The following is a 17,995-nucleotide window of genomic DNA, read 5'->3' as shown; positions in this document are numbered from 1 at the left end:
GGGTGAGCGGGTGCCCCGCGGGCGGTTGCCGGGCGAGCAGCTGCAGGGCGCGGGTGCGGCCGGCGGTGAGTTCGGCGTGCCGGTCGGCGGCGGTGGGGAGCGTCCACCAGGCGGGGTACTTGGCGGCGGCGGGGATCCGTTCGCGGGCCAGTTTGGCGTGGGCGAGGGCGAGTTCGGCGCGGCGGACGGCGGGCAGCGGGCCGTGGGCGACGAACGTCCAGGTGAGGGCGGCCTGTTCGAGCAGGCGGACGGTGCCGCGTTCTTCGGCGGTGAGGCCGACCTTGAGCAGGCCGGGGCCGAACCAGGCGAGGTAGAGGCGGTAGCTGCGGCCGTCGTCGAGGATCCGGTCGCGGGCGAGTTGCAGGCCGCGGTCGGCGCTCTGGCAGGTGGGGCACTGGGTGGTGGTGCCGTCGGGTTCGATGGCGGCGTGGTGCGGGCAGGGGCGGTGGCCGCGGGCGGTGGAGGCGCCGGTGCAGCGGCGCGGGCCGGCGATCCGCCAGGCGACGGGGAGTCCGTCGGTGAGCGGCCGGTCGTGGCGGGTGCGGCCGTCGGTGGCGGTGAGGCGGGGTGCTCCGTCCAGCCAGCGCAGTCCGGTCGAGGTCCATCCGTTCGCCTGGTGCATCCGGCGAGCGTAGGGCATGGGACCGACAGCGGGCACCCGAGGGGCGGCGGCCGATCAGGGGCGGAGCAGCGGCAGGACCTGTTGGCAGAGCCGGGACAGGGCGGCGCGTTGCTCGGCGTCGAGGCTGTCGAAGGCCTGGCGGGCACGGGTCATGTCGTCACGGATCCGGTCGAGGACGGTGCGGCCGTCGTCCGTGATGGTGACGATCTTGACGCGGCGGTCGGCGGCGGCGGCTTCGCGGTGGGCGTAGCCGAGTGCTTCGAGGCGGTCGACGATGCCGGTGACGTTGGAGGCGTCGCAGCCGAGGCGTCCGGCGAGGGCGCGCATCGGAACGGGTTCGAGGACGGCCTTGAGTGCTTTGGCCTGCGAGGAGTTGAGTCCGTGGCGGGCCGCGGCGGCGGCGAAGTCCTGGAAGTAGGCCGTGCCGACGGCCGCGACCTGCTCCATCAGCTCGGTGGTGGAGGGGGTGGTGCCGGTGCCTGTGGTGCTGCCCATGGCGGTCAGGGTACGCCCATCGTTTCAGTGCCTCCAGTATTGAGCGAGGCAAGTAATCAAAATGTCCAGGAACGGCGGGCGTTACAGCACCAGACGGTCGAACAGGTGGTGGAGTTCCGCCTCCGGGTCGGCGGTCAGGCCGGTATGCACGGGGCCGGGCTGGACGACGGCGCTGCGCGGGGCGGTGAGCCAGCGGAAGCGCTGCCCGGGGCTGTCCGCGGCGGCCGGTCCGGCGGCCTCGCCGCCCGCGCAGACCGCTGCGATGCCGCGCAGGGCGCGCCGCACCCCGGCCACGTCGGCGACCGCGTCGAGGGCGAGCAGCCGGCCCTGGTCGAGATGGGTGCGGGCGCCGAGGTAGCCGGAGTCGCGGCAGTACAGCAGCACGCCGATGTTGACGCACTCGCCGCGCTCGACCCGGGGGACGGCGCGGATCAGCGCGTACTCGTAGTCCTTGGGGTGCTGATCCATCAGCCGGCCACCTCCGGGAGCCAGTCGCGGGGCCCGGCGAGGCGGGCGGTGAGCTGCGCGGTGTAGGCGGCGCGGACGGCGTCGGGGCCGTCGAAGCCGGGCTCGTCGGCGAGCCAGACGTCCGGGACGGCCGCGACGGCGGCGGGCAGGGCGGTCTCGGCCAGCGCGGCGAGTTCGGCGTCCACCTTCGACAGGTGGCCGGCGGCGTGCCGCAGGGCGTGGTCGGAGGCGTCGTAGGGTTTGCGCCGCCAGGCTTCGGCGCGCGCCCAACTGTGGTGGAAGATCAGGCTGGCGCCGTGGTCGATGACCCGCAGGCCGCCGGCGGCGACCAGCAGGTTGGGGTTGCGCCAGGACCGGTCGACGTTGCCGATCAGCGCGTCGAACCAGAGCACCCGGGCGGCGGTGTCGACGTCGACGTCGAAGCAGAGCGGGTCGAAGTTGAGCGCCCCGGACACGAACGCCATGCCGAGGTTGGCGCCGCCGCTGGCCCGCATCTGGTCCTGGATCTGCACCTCGGGCTCGCTGCGGGCGAGCACCGGGTCGAGGTCGACCAGGGCCAGTTCGGGCACCGGCAGGCCGAGCCCGCGGCCGAGTTCACCGGCCAGCACCTCGGCGACCAGCGCCTTGCGGCCCTGGGCCGCGCCGACCCATTTCAACACGTACAGACGGCGGTCGTCGGCCTCGATCAGGCCGGGCATCGAACCGCCTTCGCGCAGCGGCGTCGCGTAGCGGACGGCCGTCACCTCGGAGAGCATCCCGACAGCCTAGCGGCCCTCATCGGCGGCTCCGGCCGGGAGCCGCTGGAGATGCACCCTCCGTGGGCCCGTGCGAGTGTGGCCAACAGTCGTCCTTAAGTCAGTCACGGACTCAGTCACGGACCCGCAAACGTAGGGGATGAACGATGGAACGACCTCGGATCCTGATCGTCGGCGGCGGCTTCGCCGGGCTGGAGTGCGCGCGCCGCCTGGAGCGCAAGCTCGCCCCTTCCGAGGCGGAGATCTCCCTGGTCACGCCGTTCAGTTACCAGCTGTACCTGCCGCTGTTGCCGCACGTCGCGGCCGGGGTGCTGACCCCGCAGTCGGTGGCGATCTCGCTGCGGCGTACATTGCGCCGCACCCACATAGTCCCCGGCGGGGCGATCGGCATCGACCCGCGCTCCAGGGTGGCGGTGGTCCGCAAGATCACCGACGAGGTGGTGGCGGAGAAGTACGACTACCTGGTGCTGTCACCGGGCAGCGTCACCCGGACCTTCGACATCCCGGGCCTGCCGGACTACGCCCGCGGCATGAAGACCCTCGCCGAGGCGACGTACATCCGCGACCACGTGATCGCGCAGCTCGACCTGGCCTCCGCGTCGATGGACGAGAAGGAACGGGCCTCGCGGCTGCAGTTCGTGGTGGTCGGCGGCGGCTACGCGGGCACCGAGACGGCGGCCTGTCTGCAACGGCTGACCACGGCGGCGATCCGGCGCTACCCGCGGCTGGACCCGGACCTGATCAAGTGGCACCTGATCGACATCGCGCCGAAGTTGATGCCGGAGCTGGGCGACAAGCTCGGCGAGACCGCGATGGAGATCCTCCGCGGCCGCGGCGTGGACGTGTCGCTGGGCGTGTCGGTCGCGGAGGTCGGCGCGGAGACGGTGAAGTTCACCGACGGCCGCACGCTGCCGTGCCGGACGCTGATCTGGACGGCGGGCGTGGCCGCGTCCCCGCTGATCGGCACGCTGGACGCGGAGACGGTGCGCGGACGCCTCGCCGTGACCGCGGAGATGCGGGTGCCGCAGTTCGAGGGCATGTTCGCGCTCGGCGACGCCGCCGCGGTGCCGGACCTCGCCAAGGGCGACGGCGCGGTCTGCCCGCCGACCGCGCAGCACTCGGCGCGGCAAGGCCGGCAGCTCGCCGACAACCTGGTGGCGGCGGTGCGCAACCAGCCGCTGCAGCCGTACTTCCACAAGGACCTGGGCCTGGTGGTCGACCTCGGCGGCAAGGACGCGGTGTCCAAGCCGATGGGCGTGGAACTGCACGGCCTGCCCGCCCAGTTGGTGGCGCGCGGCTACCACGTGATGGCGATGCGCACCAACGCCGCGAAGTACCGCACCAGCGCGAACTGGCTGCTGAACGCCACCGCCGGCGACGACTTCGTCCGCACCGGCTTCCTGGCCCGTCAGCCCGCCCGCCTGCGGGACTTCGAGTACACCGACGCCTACCTCTCCCGCGACCAGGTCCGCGAGCACGCCCAGGCCCTGCTGGCCAAGGGCTGAGCCACCGCAGAGCCCCCGCCCGCACCGGGCGGGGGCTTCGTCACGTGCGGTACGGGTACAGCTCCACGTGCTCGCGCGGCACAGCCAGTTCGAGGGGGCCGGGCGGCCGGGCGGCCAGGTCAAGCAGCACGATGGCGTCACCGACCCGCAGCACCGCCTCACCGTCGAACTCGCCCCGCAGCACGAGCAGTTGGCCCTCGCAGCGGATCTCGGGCCCGGTCCCGGAGGCAGGCCGGACGGCGACGCGCTCCTCGTCGATCGTCCACTCCACCCGGTAGCGGCCGGGCGGGTCGGCGAGATCGCCGCGCCAGCGGGCGACGGCCGGGCCGTACGCGGTGCGAACCTCGGCGAGCACGGGCGAGCCGGGGTCCAGGCGGTCCAGGTGGATCCACATCTCAGGCGACCCGGGCACGGTGCGGGACACTGCCGCCGTCAAGCACCGAGTCGTCATCGAACTCGCCTCGCAGCAACGGAAGTTCAACCCCGGAGCCGCCAGCAGCGGCAACCTGGGACCCGAGAGCCTTGAGCGCACCAGCGACAGCGCGGGCCTCAACGGCGCGCAGAATGCCGCCGCCAGACACCGACCCATCACCGAACACCCATCGGCAACGGCAGTTCACTACCGACATGAACCCCGTCCCCGGACACGTCCACAACGGCGACCCAGGATTCGAGAGCCTTGAACGCACCAGCGGCAGCGCAGGCCACAACAGGGCGCAGAATGCCGCCACCGGACACCGGCCCATCACCGAACTCACCTATTGGCAACGGCAGTTCACCATCTCAGGTGACCCGGGAGCCGTGGGCGGGGCCGTGCAGGGCGGCGGCGACGGCGGCGGCCAAGGCGGGGGCTTCGGCGGGGTCGAGGGGGGCGATGCCGATCCGGATGGCGGGCGGGGAGGCGAGGCGGAAGCGGGAGCCGGGGGCGACCACCCAGCCGCGGTGCAGCAGCGCGGCGGCGACGGCGGTCTCGTCGGGCACGGGTACCCAGACGTTGACGCCGCTCTCGCCGTGGGCCCGGACGCCCTGCGCGGCGAGCGCGGTGAGCAGCGCGTCGCGGCGGGCCCGGTACGCGGCGGCGATCGGGGCGGCGGGGGCGGCGTCGGTGCGGCGCAGTTCGACGACGGCGCGTTGCAGCAGGTGGCTGACCCAGCCGGCGTCCAGGCGTTGGCGGCCGAGGACCCGGGCGACGGTGTCGGCGTCGCCGGTGACGACGGCGACCCGCAGGTCGGGGCCGAGGGCCTTGGCGGCGGAGCGCACCAGTGCCCAGTGGGTGACGGTGGTGCCGCCGCGGCCGTCGGCGGCGAGCGACTGGAAGGGCTGGTCGACCATGCCGTGGCCGTGGTCGTCCTCGATCAGGACGGTGCCGGGGCGGGCGGCGAGGACGGTGCGCAGCGCGGCGGCGCGGGTGGGGGTGAGGGCGGCGCCGGTGGGGTTCTGGGCGCGGCTGGTGACGATCAGGGCGCGGGCGCCGGCGTCGAGGGCGGCGGCGACGGCGTGCGGGAGCGGGCCTTCGTCGTCGACGGGGACGGGGGCGGTGCGCAGGCCGAGGGCGGGCAGCAGGTCGAGGACGCTGCCCCAGCCGGGGTCTTCGACGGCGACGGTGTCGCCGGTGCGCAGGGTGGCGGCGAGGACGCGGCCGATGGTGTCCAGGGCGCCGGAGCAGACGGCGAGTTCGCCGTCGGGGGCGCCGTCGGCGCGGAATTCGGCGCGGAAGCCGTCGAGGAGTTCGGGTTCGGCGACGGGGTCGCCGTACAGGACTGCGGGGCCGGCTGCGGCGGCGGCCAGGGCGGGGCCGAGCGGGGGCAGCAGGGCGGGGTCGGGGTTGCCGGCCGACAGGTCGCGGGCGCCGGGCGGGACGGGCAGCCGGGCTTCGTCGCGGGGGGTGGTGGCGGGGCGGGGCCGGATCCGGCTGCCGCGGCGACCGGCGGTCTCGATGACGCCGCGTTCGCGCAGCAGGCGGTAGGCGGCGGCGGCGGTGTTGGGGTTGACGCCGAGTTCGGCAGCCAGGTCGCGCATCGGCGGCAGGGCGGCTCCCGGCTCCAACCTCCCGTCGGCGACGGCGCGTTCGATGTCGGCGGCGATCTCGCTGGCTCGCCGACCCGTGATCCGATACTCTCCTAGCACAAAGATAATTATGCACTAGTACATTGGGGGTTGTCATGTCGGACACGCCGCGGGACACGTACGCCCGGAACGATCTCACCACCCCCACCCGGGACAAGGAGCGGGCCGCCTGGGACCGGGACGCGGTGCACGCGGTCCTGGACGCCGGGTACCTGTGCCACCTGGGCTTCGTCCGGGACGGCGCGCCGGTGGTGCTGCCCACGCTGTACGCGCGGGTCGGCGAGCGGCTGTACATCCACGGCTCGACCGGCAGCCGCCCGCTGCGCGGGGCGCGCGACGAGCAGGGCCTGGCAGTGTGCGTGACGGTGACGCACCTGGACGGCCTGGTACTGGCGAAGTCGGCGTTCAACCACTCCGTCAACTACCGCTCGGTGGTGGCGCACGGCACCGCCCACCAGGTCACCGACCCCGAGGAGTTGCGGATCGCGCTGGACGCGATCGTCGAGCAGGTGGCGCCGGGGCGGGCCGCGGACTGCCGGCCGGGCAGTGCGAAGGAGCTGGCGGCGACGGCGGTGATCCGGCTGGAGCTGGACCAGGTGTCGGCGAAGTCCCGCACGGGCGACGTGGTCGACGACGAGGCGGACCTCGACCTGCCGTACTGGGCGGGCGTGGTCCCCGTCGCCCCCGTCTACGGCACGCCGCAGGCCTCCCCGCACTCGGACCTCCCGCTGCCCGGGTACCTGGCCGGCCCGACGTGCTGATCCGCGGCTGGGACCGCGGCACCGAGCAGGAGTGGCAGGAGTGGCTGGCGGCCGGACGGGACTTCGGCACGCTGGCCGCCAACGGGCCCGAGGGCCCGGTCCTGGTGCCCACGCACTTCCTGCTGGACGCCGCGGCGGGCGAGATCCTGCTGCACCTGGCCGCCCCCAATCCGCTGCTGGCGGCGGTGCGGGCCGACCCGCAGGTGACGCTGGCGGTCACCGACGACTACGCGTTCGCACCGGGCCGCTGGCGCGGCGCGCCGTACACGCCGACCAGCTACTACGCCTCGGTGCAGTTCTCCTGCACCGCCGAGCTGGTGGAGGACCCGGTCGGCAAGGCGGAGATCCTCAACCGGCAGCTGGCGCACTTCCAGCCCGAGTGGCCCGAGGACCGGGTGGTGGTCGGGGCGGCGCCGTACGGGCCGCAGCTGACCGGCCTGCGCGGGCTGCGGCTGACGGTGCGCCGGGTGCGGGCGAAGTTCAAGTACGACGACAAGAAGCCGGTGGAGGTGCAGCTGGAGATCGCCGAGCGGCTGGCCGAGCGGTACGCGGCGACCGGGAACCCGCAGGACGCGGCGGCCCGGGCGCAGCTGCTGCGGCGACGCACCCGTCGCCCCGCCCTCGGCGGTTCATCGGACTGACAGCTCATCGGTTCCGGGCGTGTCGAAGCCGCGCCACGGGGTAGCCGCTGGTCGAATTACCTCCGGATAAATCCGCCCGTAATCGGACGGATCATCACGTAGGGAGAGAGCACTGGCTACCCACTCCGCCGTCCGGGACGAGCACCTCGGCCATGTGGTGTTCATCTCCGCCGCCGCCGCGATGGGCGGCTTCCTGTTCGGCTACGACAGTGCGGTGATCAACGGCGCGGTCACCGGCATCCAGAAGCACTTCGGCGTCGGCAACGGCGAGACCGCGTTCGTGGTGGCGATCGCCCTGCTGGGCTCGGCGGCCGGCGCGGTGATGGCCGGCTGGCTGGCCGACCACCTGGGCCGGGTGCGGACCATGCTGCTGGCCGCGACGCTGTTCGCGATCAGCGGCATCGGGTCGATGTTCCCGCCCAGCATCGAGGTGCTGGGGGTGTGGCGCGTGCTCGGCGGCATCGCGATCGGCATCGCCTCGGTGATCGCCCCCACCTACATCGCCGAGGTCGCGCCGACCGCCTACCGGGGCCGCCTGGCCTCGTTCCAGCAGATGGCGATCGTGCTCGGCATCACCGTCTCGCAGCTCGCCAACTGGGCGCTCAACCAGGCCGCGGGCGGCGAGTCCACCAACCACCTGGCGGGCATCCAGGCCTGGCAGTGGATGCTCGGCGTGGAGGCGGTGCCCGCCCTGGTCTACGGGCTGATGGCGATGGCCATCCCCGAGTCGCCGCGCTACCTGATCGCCGACGGGCGCGAGGAGCAGGCCCGCAAGGTGCTGGTCGAGGTGGAGGGCCCGGACGTCGACCTGGACAACCGGGTGGCGGAGATCCGCCGGGTGCTGGACACCCGGCGCAAGCCGCGGCTGACGGACCTGCTCGGCGGGCGGTTCGGGCTGCTGCCGATCGTCTGGGTCGGCATCGGCGCCTCGGTGTTCCAGCAGTTCGTCGGCATCAACGTGATCTTCTACTACTCGTCGTTCCTGTGGCAGTCGGTCGGCATCAACGAGTCCAACTCGCTGCTGATCTCGCTGTCCACCTCGATCGTCAACGTCATCGGCACGGTGGTCGCGATGGCGCTGGTCGACCGGATCGGCCGCAAGCCGCTGGCGCTGGCCGGGTCGGTCGGCATGGCGATCGCGCTCGCGCTGGCCGCCTGGGCGTTCTCCTTCCGGCACGGCACCGGCAGCACCGCCACCCTGGACAACACGCACGCCACCGTCGCGCTGGTCGCCGCGCACGTCTTCGTGTTCTGCTTCGCGTTCTCCTGGGGCGTGGTGGTGTGGGTGCTGCTCGGCGAGATGTTCCCGAACACGATCCGGGCACTGGCCCTGTCGGTCGCCGCGTCCGCGCAGTGGATCGCCAACTGGGCGATCACCGTCAGCTTCCCGAACCTGGCGGACTGGAACCTGTCCGCGACGTACGTCATCTACGCCTGCTTCGCCCTGCTGTCGATCCCGTTCGTGGCCTTCTGCATCAAGGAGACCAAGGGCAAAGCGCTGGAAGAGATGGGCTGAACTCTCGCTGACACACCGTCAGTGTGGCGGTGCGGGAGGTGGATCCGGGCCTAGAGTGCCAGACGAACCTTCCTGCCCGCCGCCGCGCGCGGCCACCCCGACGGAGAGGCCATGGGCGCTGCCCGCCAGAACGTCAGCTTCGCCGGCCCCTCCGGCCGGACCGTGCACGGCTACCTGGCGGTGCCGCCCGCCGGGGTCGGCCCCGGAGTCCTGGTGATCCAGGAGTGGTGGGGCCTGACCCGGCACATCGCGGAACTCACCGACCGGCTCGCCGCCGAGGGCTTCCTCGCCCTCGCGCCCGACCTGTACGGCGGCACCGTCACCCACGACCGGGACGCGGCCGCCCGGATGAAGCGCGAACTGCCGCCCGAACGCGCCGCGGAGGAGCTCGCCGCGGCCGTCTCGTACCTGCTGGCGCACCCCGGGGCGGTCGGCGACGCGATCGGCGTGACCGGCTTCTGCATGGGCGGCGGCCTCGCCCTGCAGCTCGCCGCCCGCGAGGGCGACCGGGTCGCCGCCGTCGTCCCGTTCTACGGCCTGCCCGGCGACCCCGACTACGACTACCGTGGCCTGACCGCGCACGTCCTCGGCCACTTCGGCGAGCAGGACGCCTCGCTGCCCGCCGCCGTGGTCGACGAGGCCGCGATCCGGATCGGCGAGGCCACCGACCGCCGCCCCGAGATCCACTTCTACCCGGCCGGCCACGCCTTCATGAACGACGAGAAGACCCCCAGCAGCTACGACCCGCTGCAGGCCGCCATCGCCTGGCGCCGCACCCTCACCTTCCTCTGGGCGCACCTGGGTTGACGGAAATCCCCTGGTCCGGGCCGGGTTCCGCGTCGAGGGGACGATGCGCGGGGCCGCCCGGGTGCCCGGCCGGTTCGTCGACGAGGTGGTGCTGGGGCTGCTCGCGGAGGACCGGGCGCCCTGAAATTCGGTGGACAGGGCGGTCGCCTGCGAGCCATCGTCGGGCGGTGCGAATGACCTACCCGGCCTGGGCCGGCCGCAACTACCGGATTCAGACCGCCGCCACGGTGGTGAGCGGCCTGGGCAACGCCGCCGCGCCGATCGCCACCGCGTTCGCCGTGCTGGGCGCGGGCTGGGGCACCGCCGAGGTGGGCTACGTGACGGCGGCGCGGACGGTGCCGCTGGTGGTGCTGATGCTGATCGGCGGGGCGGTGGCCGACCGCTGGCCGCGGCACGTGGTGATGGTGGGCGCCAACGCCTTCAACGCGGTGTCGCAGGCGGCGCTGGCCGCGCTGGTGCTGATCGGGCATCCGCCGCTGTGGGCGCTGCTGGCGCTGGCCGCGGCGGGCGGCGCCGGGCAGGCGTTCTACACCCCGGCCGCGGAGGGCGTGATCCTCCAGGCGGTGTCGGCCGAGCACGCGTCGAAGGCGCTCTCGGTGTTCAAGATGGGCACGAACGGCGCGCAGATCGCCGGCGCCGCGCTCGGCGGCCTGCTCGCCGCGGCGACCGACCCCGGCTGGGTGCTGGCGGGCGACGCGGTCTGTTTCGCGGTGGCCGCGCTGATGCGCACCGGCCTGACGCAGGTCGGCGGGCAGCGCACGGCCGGGCCCAGCCTGGTGCACGAACTGCGGGTCGGCTGGCGGGAGTTCGTCTCGCGCCGCTGGCTGTGGGCGATCGTCGTGCAGTTCTCCCTGATGAACGCCTGCGTGCTGGCCGTCGAGACGGTGTACGGGCCGGTGATCGCCGAGGACCGGATGGGCGGCGCCGGGGCGTGGGGCACCGCGATGGCCGCGCTCAGCGTCGGCATGGTGGTGAGCGCGGTGCTGATGGCCCGTTGGCAGCCGCGCCGGATCCTGCTGGTCGGCAACGGCGGCGTGTTCCTGTTCGGCCTGCCCGCGCTGGCGCTGGCGCTCGGCCTGCCGCTGGTCCCCGTCGTGGTGGCGATGTTCCTGTCCGGCGTCGGCGTCACGGTGTTCGTGGTGGGCTGGCTGGTGGCGCTCCGTCAGGAGATCCCCGAGGAGCTGCTGTCGCGGATCTCCGCGTACGACGCCTTCGGCTCGTTCGCGCTGATGCCGGCGGGCACCGCGCTGGCCGGTCCGGCGGCGGACGTGCTGGGCCGCTCCGGTGCGCTGTGGGCCTGCGCGTTGACGTGCCTGGGCCTGGCCGCGGCGGTGCTGCTGGTGCCGGAGGTACGGCAGTTGGAGCGCAAGGTGCCCGAGGCGCGCGGCAACCTGCCGCAACCGGAGCCTGCCACGTCCGGGTGACTGCCGCCCCGGTCTGCAACCCCCGGGGGCCGGAATGCGTCCGTGCGGGCAACTGGCCACAACCCGGTGAGGAACCCGCATGGGCAAGCCGCTGCTGTACGTTGACGTCGACGGGGTGCTGAACCCGGTGTTCCCGCACCCCGACGAGGACTTCGACTCCCATACCCTGCTGGGCTATTCGGTGCTGCTGTCACCGCGCCACGGCGAGTGGCTGCACGAACTGGCCGAGCGCTACGACCTGGTCTGGGCGACCACCTGGGAGTTCGAGGCGAATCGGTACATCGCCCCGCTGCTGGGTCTGCCCGAACTCCCGGTGGTCAAGTTCAGCGGCTACGTCCCGCAGCCGGGCGACCCGCGGGTGCCGCTGATGGAGCTGTTCTCCGCCTTCAAGTGGGCGCCGCTGCTGCGCTACGCCCAGGGCCGCCCGTTCGCCTGGATCGACGACTGCATCCCCGCGCGGCTGGTGCGGCGCAGCCTGCTGCGCCCGGACCGGCTGCTGATGCCGATCGACCCGGCGCAGGGCCTGCGGCGCGAGCACGTGGAGCGGCTGCTGCGCCGTCCCCCGTCGCAGACCTGGCTCAACCGGTGGGCGGGCTGACCGGCGCCGAACCGGCGCCCCGGCGCGCGCCCACCTCGACCCAGACGTGCTCCCAGCGGGCGGTGCGGGCGTGCCCGAAGCGGTCGCCGTGGCGCAGCACCCGCAGCACCGCCAACGTCTGGGTGCGGTCGGGTCGTTCGACGACCTTGAGGCTGACCTTGGTGGCGCCGCCGTTGCGGTCGTGCTCGACCAGGGGCCGGCGGCCGGTGAGCTTGTGCAGCGCGTCCGCGATCCGGCGGGCGCGCTCCTGGTCCCGCTCCCGCTCGCCGTGCCACCCCTGCTGCCCGCCCATGCCGCTCCCGTTCCCCTGCCCGGCGGGCGCGCCGCGCGCCCGCCGGGCGTCACCCTACTCGCAGCTGACCTTCCGTCAGGAACGGGCGTCTCAGGACGGCAGCCAGCTGACGTGGCCGGCCAGCAGGGCGTAGCCGACGAAGGCCACGGTGTCGATCAGGGCGTGCGCGGCGACCAGCGGGCCGACCCGGCGCCAGCGGCGGTACAGCAGGCAGAACACCACGCCCATCACCATGTTGCCGACCAGGCCGCCGACGCCCTGGTACAGGTGGTAGGAGCCGCGCAGGACGGCGCTGGCGGTGATGATCGCGGGCCAGGACCAGCCGATCTGGTGCAGGCGGCGCACCAGGTAGCCGACCACCACGACCTCTTCGAGGATGGCGTTCTGCCAGGCGGCGGCGACCAGCACCGGGATCCGCCACCACACGTCGGGCAGGCCGGAGGGGGCGACGGTCAGGTTGAAGCCCGCCGCCTGCGCGCCGAGGTAGAGGGCGAGCCCGGAGCCGCCGATGGCCGCGGCGAGGAGCGTGCCGCGGCCGAGGTCGGAGAGTTTGCGGCGCAGGTCGAAGCCGATGGTGCGCAGCGAGGCGCCTTCGCGGACCAGCAGGTAGCCGACCAGCACGACGGGCATCAGGCCGCGGGCGACGTAGTACAGCTGCCAGGCGAGGTCGAGCCAGGGGCGGCCGGGGGCGCGGGAGGCGTTGAGGGTGGCGACCTGCTGGCCGAGGCCGACGGGTTCGGTGAGCGAGCCGGCGAAGCTGATCAGCGCGGAGACGCCGCTCGCGCCGAGCGAGAGCCCGAGCACGATGAGCAGTTCGGCGGCGAGCAGCCGGCGGGAGGGGGTCTTGGTGGTGGCGGGCTCGGCCGAGGCGGTGGTCACTGGTCTCCCCGAGGGCGGATGCGGCCCGGAGCTCACGGTCGGCTCCGGGCCGATCATCCTTTCACAGGACGATGAGACGTTCCTGGACCCTGTTCAGGGGCGTCGGTGCGGTCAGTCCACCGGCCAGGTGTGCACGGGCTCGCCGCTGCGCATGCCCTCGATGTAGCGCCGGGTCATCTCGGCGATCGCGGCGTTCGGGTCGAGGCCCCGGCGTTCGCGCAGCCGGTGCACGGTGGCGGCCTGCCAGGCGGCGCCGTTGGTGCGGCGCAGGCAGCGCTGCTCGATGATCCCGAGGTAGTGGTCGCGGTCGCGGGCGGCGATACCCCACCGGTCCAGCCCCTGGTGGGCGAGCGGCAGCAGTTCGTTCAGCACCAGGTCGGTGGCGGGCAGTTCGACCAGGCCCCGGGCGCCGCGCCCGGAGCGGGGCCACCACTGGACGGCGTCGATGCCGTGCCGGGCGCCGTTGAGGAAGTTCTGGTCGGCCTTCTCGTACGGCAGCCTGGTCCAGATCGGGCGGGGCTGTTCGGCCAGCATCCGGACCAGGCCGTAGTAGAACGCGGCGTTGGCCAGGATGTCGGCGACGGTCGGGCCGGCGGGCAGGCAGCGGTTCTCCACCCGCAGGTGGGCGACGCCGTCGGCGACGTCGTACACGGGGCGGTTCCAGCGGTAGATGGTGCCGTTGTGCAGCCGCATCTCGCCGAGCCGGGGCGCGCCGCCGGAGGCCAGCACCTTGACCGGGTCCTCGTCGTCGCAGATCGGCAGCAGCGCCGGGAAGTACTTCAGGTTCTCCTCGAACAGGTCGTAGGCGGAGTCGACCCAGCGCTCCCCGAACCAGGTGATCGGGCGCACCCCCTGGGCCTTGAGCTCGGCCGTACGGGTGTCGCAGGCCTGCTGGAACAGCACCGGGCGGGTCTCGCGCCACAGCTCGCGGCCGAACAGGAACGGCGAGTTCGCGCCGAGCGCGAGCTGGACGCCGCAGATCGCCTGGGCGGCGTTCCACACCGAGGCGAACCGGGCGGGGGTGACCTGGAGGTGCAGTTGCAGGGAGGTGGCGGCGGCCTCGGCGACCATCGACACCGAGTCGATGGTGAGCCGCTCCACGCCGTCGATGTCGAGCGCGATGTCCTCGCCGCGGGCGGCCAGGATCTGGTCGCTGAGCAGGGTGTAGCGGTCGTTGCTGGACATCGCCTCCAGCCCGGCGTGCTCCAGGTCCAGGGTGGGCAGGATGCCGACCATGACGAGCCGTCCGCCGGCCTGCCCGGCCCGCCGGTCGGCGTAGCGCAGGGCGGTGCCGAGCTCCTCGCGCAGGTCCTCGAAGACGTGTCCGCCCAGGCGGCGCGGGGCGATGTTGAGCTCGACGTTGAAGCGGCCGAGCTCGGTCTGGAAGTCGGTGGAGGCGATCGCGTCCAGCACCGCTTCGTTGCCGAGCATGGGCTGCCCCTGCTCGTCGGCCAGATTGAGTTCGATCTCCAGGCCCATCATGGCCTTCGGCCGGTCGAACCGTTCCTCCTTGAGCATCCGCCCCAGGACGTCCAGACAGGACTGGAGCTTGCGGCGGTACAGCTGCCGGTCGGCCAGCTCCGCCCGGGTCGCCACGACCTTCTCGCCCACGGGTGCCTTCCCTCCCCTCGGTCGACAGTGCCTGTGCATCATGCCCCGCGCGAAGATTTCTAGCCCACGGTCCGAACAGCCGAACGCCACACCGCTTCTGACGGTCAGTCAGCTCAAACCCACTTGCGTGACACCACGGAACGTGATATGAAGGTCACCCTGCGCACTTGTTCGAGTAGAATTCGCACGCCGCTCAGGCCAGGTCAGGGCCGTCCGAGACTCCCCCACCGTCGAGGGACTCGTCGACGACCCGTCCACCCCCTCGGCGATCTTGCCCAACCGGACACGGCCAGACCCCTCGCTGTCGAAGCCATGCCGGTATGCCGCAGTACGCCGATCTCGAACGGAGAGGCGACTCACCATGACGTTGCACCTGCCCCAGCCCCCGGCCGGCGCCCTGCACGCCGTCCGCTCGGCCCTCGCACCCGGGGCGGCCCTGCCGCCGTCCGCGGCCGCCGTGCTCCGCCATAGCGCCGACCGCCCCGAGCCGCTGCTCGCGCTGCCCGTGCACGCCCTGCGCGGGCCCGCGCCCCGGCTGGCCGACGCGGACTGCATCGGCTGGCGGTTCCTGCTGTGCGCGGCCCGCCCGGACGCGGCGGGGCCGCCGTGCCCGCACGGGGACTGCGACGGCGCGGGCGGGGCGGCGCACGGGCGGCCGGAGCACCGCCCGCTGGTCACGGGCGAGTTCACCGAGGACGGGCTGGAGCACGTGGTGGCCGCCGCCGAGGTCGCCGCCGGCGCGGACGGGCCGGTGTTCTCGCACCTGACCGCCGGCCCCTACCTGGACTCCACCGTCCGGGCGCTGCGCCAGGCCTGGCAGCTGGTGCACCCCTCCCCCGCCCACTACGAGCCGCGGCTGCTCTCGCTGCCCGAGCACTACGCGTCCGCGCTGTGGCTGCACAGCGCGCTGCCCGGCGAGGACCTGCTGATCCCGCTGGCCCCCGCCCCGCTCGGGATGGCGGCCCATCAGGTGCTGTCCGCCGCCGAACTGCCCGTCCGGCTGGCGAACGCCCCGGCGGCGCGGCCGACGGCGCTGATCGGCTGACGCCCCGCCCGGCCCTGTTCCTCGGCGCCACTGCTCGGTGTACCACCCCAACGGGCCATGCCGTAATGATCCGATCGGATCGTTCCGGGATGGCCCGTTCGGGCGCGGACCGGGCCGCCCGACGCCCGGTAGGGTGATCTCGCCCGATCTTCTGTGGCGCATGTCACCAAATGCCTGCGCGAGCGCCCGGAGAGTCGGACACTGGTGTCGGCCGGGGGAAGACCACACGTCCTACCCGGCTGACGCCGTTTCACACCTGATGCGGTGAGAAAGTTTCCGTCGACAGGGCGGGCGCCCCGGGGGGTGACCGTGCGACGGCGCGAATCCCGAGCGAAGCGAGGTACAACGATGTGCCAGCACCGAACCGACTGCCCGTCCGCCGAGTCCTCGGACCGTGAGGCGGCCGAGCCGGTCGCCCGCCACCCCGAGCAGGGCTGGAGCCTGCTCTGCAACGGGGTGCTGCTGTTCGACGACACCGGCGAACTGCTGCCGGACGGCCGCGTGATCGCCCCGCGCCGCACCTTGCTGATCGCCGCCTGAACGCGGTTCGAGCTGTCTTCGCCGATCGTCGCCCGCCCGGAGTGCGCCCTCCCGGCGGGCTTCGGCGTTTTCCGGCCCTTCGTCGGGAAGCCGCCCCGGGGGCCGCTTCAGGATCCGCCGAGCGGGAGATCGGCGGGCGTGGACGGGTCGTACCAGAAGCTGAGCATCGGGGCGTGCCACTGCCAGTCGAGGGCGCTGTAGAGGGCGCGCCCCTCGGTGGTGCCGACCAGCAGGCCGGTGCGCGCGCCGGCCGCGTGCGCCTCGCTCTGCAGGGTGCGCATCAGCAGTGAGCCGAGGCCGCGGCGGCGGTGCTCGGGAGCCGTCTCGACCTGGTCGACGGCGGCGAGCAGCGAACCCTCGGAGTCGGGCGCGATGCCGATCTGCCCCCGTGCGGCGTACTCGCCCTCGACGGTGCGCACCATCGCGCGGACGACGCCGCCGCGGCTCCAGGTGGTGATCCGGTAGCCGGCCGGGACGGCCGGGTGCTCGGGGCGCAGCCGACAGGTCATCAGGTGGCCGGGGACGTCCACGTGCCAGCCCGGTCCGATCCACGGCAGGGCGCGCTCGTCGACGTCGAACAGCTTGAGCCAGGTCCACGGGACGGTGGTGCCCCCGGTGAGCGTGCGGACGTCCGACTCGACGGGGGCGGGCAGCACGTGCCGCCAGGGGTGGCGGGGTTGGCCGACGTCGATGCTCCAGCCCCAGGGTTCGGGCCGCGGGTCGGCGGCGCCGCGGGCGACCGTCCAGCCGCTGAGCCAGTCCCGGACGAGGGCGGGGACGGTCGGGTCGTCGGGCATGGGCACACTCCGAGGTCGGTAAGGATCCAGCTGAGGTCGGTAAGGGTCCAATGGCACTTGGGGATATTACCTGCCGACGGTGCGGGCCGTCCCGGGCTTTTCCTCGCGCGCCCCGCCGCACCGAGATGTCTGTACAGGTTGCGGAGCGCGTCACCCACCGGCCATCCGCCGCACTGGTCCAGTCCACCTGGGCGGCCTAGGAATGGTCGCGGCCGGGCGGAGCGAAGCCCGGAACCGTGCACGAGGAGCCCCCGATGAGTCCCGAACTGTCGCGCCGTACCCTGCTGGGCGGCGCCGCCGCCGCGACCGTGCTGTCCGCACTGCCGCTGAGTGTCCGTCAGGCGCTGGCCGCGCCGGCCCGCCCGGGCAAGCTGGAGGACATCCAGCACGTGGTGGTCTTCATGCAGGAGAACCGGGCGTTCGACCACTACTTCGGCACCCTGCCGGGTGTCCGCGGCTTCGGCGACCGCGCCGCGGTGCGCGGCGTCAACGGCCGCTCGATCTTCCACCAGCCCGACCCGTCGCGGCCCGAGGGCCACCTGCTGCCCTTCCCGATGAACGCCGCCCACACCAGCGCCTACCAGCAGGGCGCGCCCGCGTTCGGCTACGTCGACTCGATGAGCGCCTGGAACGACGGCCGGGCGGACGGCTCGGTGACCCGGCGCTCCTCCGGCTGGCTCGGCCAGGGCTACTACGAGAGCGCCGACATGCCCTTCTACCACGCGCTGGCCTCGGTGTTCACCACCTGCGACGCGTACTACGCCTCGGTGCAGTGCAACACCAACACCAACCGCGAGCACCTGATGTCGGGCACCAGCGGCGGCACCGTCCGCGACACCCCGGTAACCGACAACTCCGAGCCCGCCGCCGGGTTCGAGTGGACCACCTACGCGGAGCGCCTGGAGCGCGCCGGGGTCAGCTGGCAGACGTACCAGGCGCTGGACAACTTCGACGACAACGCCTTGGCCTGGTTCACCAACTTCATCAAGGCGAAGCCCGGTTCGGCGCTGTACGAGCGGGGCCTGCGGCAGGTCGGCGACCCGGCGAAGAAGGGCGACCCGTTCGCGATGGGCGACGCCCTGGTCGACGCGTTCGCCGCCGACGTGCGCGACGACAAGCTGCCGCAGGTGTCCTGGCTGATCGCGCCCGCCGCGCTGTCCGAGCACGCCAAC

General features: G+C 73.3%; 19 protein-coding genes and 1 pseudogene. 10 read left to right on the top strand and 10 right to left on the bottom strand.

Annotated elements, in window-relative coordinates; translation table 11 throughout:
• The 4 genes and pseudogenes from IEZ12_RS31055 to IEZ12_RS31040 form a co-directional block, all read right to left on the bottom strand.
• Nucleotides 1-622: pseudogene (locus IEZ12_RS31055) on the bottom strand (DUF2797 domain-containing protein); the annotation flags it as partial.
• A gap of 54 nt (nucleotides 623-676) precedes the next feature.
• Complete coding sequence (locus IEZ12_RS31050; protein ID WP_043911675.1) at nucleotides 677-1,117, bottom strand: MarR family winged helix-turn-helix transcriptional regulator; 441 nt, start codon at nucleotides 1,115-1,117, stop codon at nucleotides 677-679.
• An 81-nt stretch (nucleotides 1,118-1,198) separates the two neighbouring features.
• Nucleotides 1,199-1,588, bottom strand: coding sequence for a DUF3037 domain-containing protein (locus tag IEZ12_RS31045; RefSeq protein WP_043911674.1), 390 nt, complete (start codon nucleotides 1,586-1,588; stop codon nucleotides 1,199-1,201).
• Entirely contained in the window at nucleotides 1,585-2,340 is a 756-nt protein-coding gene (locus IEZ12_RS31040; protein ID WP_043911673.1) for a HipA family kinase, read from the bottom strand. Before IEZ12_RS31040 ends, IEZ12_RS31045 begins: the two co-directional genes overlap by 4 nt.
• A 146-nt stretch (nucleotides 2,341-2,486) precedes the next feature.
• On the opposite strand from IEZ12_RS31040, the gene IEZ12_RS31035 reads away from it, so the two are divergent.
• Nucleotides 2,487-3,845, top strand: coding sequence for an NAD(P)/FAD-dependent oxidoreductase (locus tag IEZ12_RS31035; protein WP_100584566.1), 1,359 nt, complete (start codon nucleotides 2,487-2,489; stop codon nucleotides 3,843-3,845).
• A 40-nt stretch (nucleotides 3,846-3,885) separates the two neighbouring features.
• Here the strand turns inward: IEZ12_RS31035 and IEZ12_RS31030 are convergent, their stop codons facing one another.
• Together IEZ12_RS31030 and IEZ12_RS31025 are read right to left on the bottom strand one after the other, a co-directional pair.
• Nucleotides 3,886-4,257, bottom strand: a complete 372-nt coding sequence (locus IEZ12_RS31030) for a hypothetical protein (protein ID WP_189276785.1) — start codon at nucleotides 4,255-4,257, stop codon at nucleotides 3,886-3,888.
• 371 nt (nucleotides 4,258-4,628) lie between these two features.
• Nucleotides 4,629-5,972: an aminotransferase class I/II-fold pyridoxal phosphate-dependent enzyme gene (locus IEZ12_RS31025; RefSeq protein WP_189276783.1), complete on the bottom strand. Its 1,344-nt coding sequence runs from the start codon at nucleotides 5,970-5,972 to the stop codon at nucleotides 4,629-4,631.
• A gap of 35 nt (nucleotides 5,973-6,007) precedes the next feature.
• Between IEZ12_RS31025 and IEZ12_RS31020 the strand changes: the two genes are divergently transcribed.
• The 6 genes from IEZ12_RS31020 (at nucleotide 6,008) to IEZ12_RS30995 (ending at nucleotide 11,659) form a co-directional block, all read left to right on the top strand.
• On the top strand, nucleotides 6,008-6,673 hold the full coding sequence (locus IEZ12_RS31020) for a pyridoxamine 5'-phosphate oxidase family protein (protein WP_189276782.1): 666 nt from the start codon (nucleotides 6,008-6,010) through the stop codon (nucleotides 6,671-6,673).
• Entirely contained in the window at nucleotides 6,667-7,314 is a 648-nt protein-coding gene (locus IEZ12_RS31015; RefSeq protein ID WP_189276780.1) for an FMN-binding negative transcriptional regulator, read from the top strand. The genes IEZ12_RS31020 and IEZ12_RS31015 overlap by 7 nt, the downstream gene beginning before the upstream one ends.
• Nucleotides 7,315-7,468: 154 nt before the next feature.
• On the top strand, nucleotides 7,469-8,830 hold the full coding sequence (locus IEZ12_RS31010) for a sugar porter family MFS transporter (RefSeq protein ID WP_268250284.1): 1,362 nt from the start codon (nucleotides 7,469-7,471) through the stop codon (nucleotides 8,828-8,830).
• Between the two features lie 111 nt (nucleotides 8,831-8,941).
• The gene (locus IEZ12_RS31005) at nucleotides 8,942-9,637 is read left to right on the top strand and encodes a dienelactone hydrolase family protein (protein ID WP_189276778.1); all 696 of its coding nucleotides are present in this window, start codon (nucleotides 8,942-8,944) and stop codon (nucleotides 9,635-9,637) included.
• 173 nt (nucleotides 9,638-9,810) lie between these two features.
• Nucleotides 9,811-11,061, top strand: a complete 1,251-nt coding sequence (locus tag IEZ12_RS31000; protein ID WP_189276832.1) for an MFS transporter — start codon at nucleotides 9,811-9,813, stop codon at nucleotides 11,059-11,061.
• Nucleotides 11,062-11,140: 79 nt separating this feature from the next.
• On the top strand, nucleotides 11,141-11,659 hold the full coding sequence (locus IEZ12_RS30995; RefSeq protein ID WP_189276776.1) for an HAD domain-containing protein: 519 nt from the start codon (nucleotides 11,141-11,143) through the stop codon (nucleotides 11,657-11,659).
• On the opposite strand, the gene IEZ12_RS30990 is transcribed toward IEZ12_RS30995, so the two are convergent.
• The 3 genes from IEZ12_RS30990 to IEZ12_RS30980 form a co-directional block, all read right to left on the bottom strand.
• A complete protein-coding gene (locus IEZ12_RS30990; RefSeq protein WP_189276774.1) occupies nucleotides 11,640-11,951 on the bottom strand; it encodes a hypothetical protein in 312 nt (103 codons plus the stop codon). The genes IEZ12_RS30995 and IEZ12_RS30990 overlap by 20 nt on opposite strands.
• A 90-nt stretch (nucleotides 11,952-12,041) precedes the next feature.
• On the bottom strand, nucleotides 12,042-12,830 hold the full coding sequence (locus IEZ12_RS30985) for a CPBP family intramembrane glutamic endopeptidase (RefSeq protein WP_043911659.1): 789 nt from the start codon (nucleotides 12,828-12,830) through the stop codon (nucleotides 12,042-12,044).
• Between the two features lie 111 nt (nucleotides 12,831-12,941).
• Complete coding sequence (locus IEZ12_RS30980; RefSeq protein WP_189276770.1) at nucleotides 12,942-14,441, bottom strand: glutamate-cysteine ligase family protein; 1,500 nt, start codon at nucleotides 14,439-14,441, stop codon at nucleotides 12,942-12,944.
• 361 nt (nucleotides 14,442-14,802) lie between these two features.
• Here IEZ12_RS30980 and IEZ12_RS30975 point away from each other — a divergent pair, with 361 nt between their 5' ends.
• The gene (locus tag IEZ12_RS30975; RefSeq protein ID WP_189276768.1) at nucleotides 14,803-15,486 is read left to right on the top strand and encodes a hypothetical protein; all 684 of its coding nucleotides are present in this window, start codon (nucleotides 14,803-14,805) and stop codon (nucleotides 15,484-15,486) included.
• A 348-nt stretch (nucleotides 15,487-15,834) separates the two neighbouring features.
• Nucleotides 15,835-16,026, top strand: a complete 192-nt coding sequence (locus tag IEZ12_RS30970) for a DUF5999 family protein (protein ID WP_043911656.1) — start codon at nucleotides 15,835-15,837, stop codon at nucleotides 16,024-16,026.
• 107 nt (nucleotides 16,027-16,133) lie between these two features.
• Here the strand turns inward: IEZ12_RS30970 and IEZ12_RS30965 are convergent, their stop codons facing one another.
• Nucleotides 16,134-16,823, bottom strand: a complete 690-nt coding sequence (locus IEZ12_RS30965) for a GNAT family N-acetyltransferase (protein ID WP_189276766.1) — start codon at nucleotides 16,821-16,823, stop codon at nucleotides 16,134-16,136.
• A gap of 254 nt (nucleotides 16,824-17,077) precedes the next feature.
• Here IEZ12_RS30965 and IEZ12_RS30960 point away from each other — a divergent pair.
• A partial coding sequence (locus IEZ12_RS30960) for an alkaline phosphatase family protein (RefSeq protein WP_308431097.1) occupies nucleotides 17,078-17,995 on the top strand: 918 nt, incomplete at its 3' end.

Source organism: Kitasatospora griseola, assembly GCF_014648555.1.
GTDB classification, from domain to species: domain Bacteria; phylum Actinomycetota; class Actinomycetes; order Streptomycetales; family Streptomycetaceae; genus Kitasatospora; species Kitasatospora griseola.
Note: the sequence above shows the minus strand (reverse complement) of the source record. Positions and strands in the feature narration are given on the sequence as shown.

Coding starts and splice junctions, on each gene's coding strand:
- IEZ12_RS30990 (WP_189276774.1), bottom strand. CDS start 11,951: ATGGGCGGGCAGCAGGGGTGGCACGGCGAGCGGGAGCGGGACCAGGAG.
- IEZ12_RS31040 (WP_043911673.1), bottom strand. CDS start 2,340: ATGCTCTCCGAGGTGACGGCCGTCCGCTACGCGACGCCGCTGCGCGAA.
- IEZ12_RS31005 (WP_189276778.1), top strand. CDS start 8,942: ATGGGCGCTGCCCGCCAGAACGTCAGCTTCGCCGGCCCCTCCGGCCGG.
- IEZ12_RS30995 (WP_189276776.1), top strand. CDS start 11,141: ATGGGCAAGCCGCTGCTGTACGTTGACGTCGACGGGGTGCTGAACCCG.
- IEZ12_RS31000 (WP_189276832.1), top strand. CDS start 9,811: ATGACCTACCCGGCCTGGGCCGGCCGCAACTACCGGATTCAGACCGCC.
- IEZ12_RS30975 (WP_189276768.1), top strand. CDS start 14,803: ATGACGTTGCACCTGCCCCAGCCCCCGGCCGGCGCCCTGCACGCCGTC.
- IEZ12_RS30970 (WP_043911656.1), top strand. CDS start 15,835: ATGTGCCAGCACCGAACCGACTGCCCGTCCGCCGAGTCCTCGGACCGT.
- IEZ12_RS31050 (WP_043911675.1), bottom strand. CDS start 1,117: ATGGGCAGCACCACAGGCACCGGCACCACCCCCTCCACCACCGAGCTG.
- IEZ12_RS30965 (WP_189276766.1), bottom strand. CDS start 16,823: ATGCCCGACGACCCGACCGTCCCCGCCCTCGTCCGGGACTGGCTCAGC.
- IEZ12_RS31020 (WP_189276782.1), top strand. CDS start 6,008: ATGTCGGACACGCCGCGGGACACGTACGCCCGGAACGATCTCACCACC.
- IEZ12_RS31035 (WP_100584566.1), top strand. CDS start 2,487: ATGGAACGACCTCGGATCCTGATCGTCGGCGGCGGCTTCGCCGGGCTG.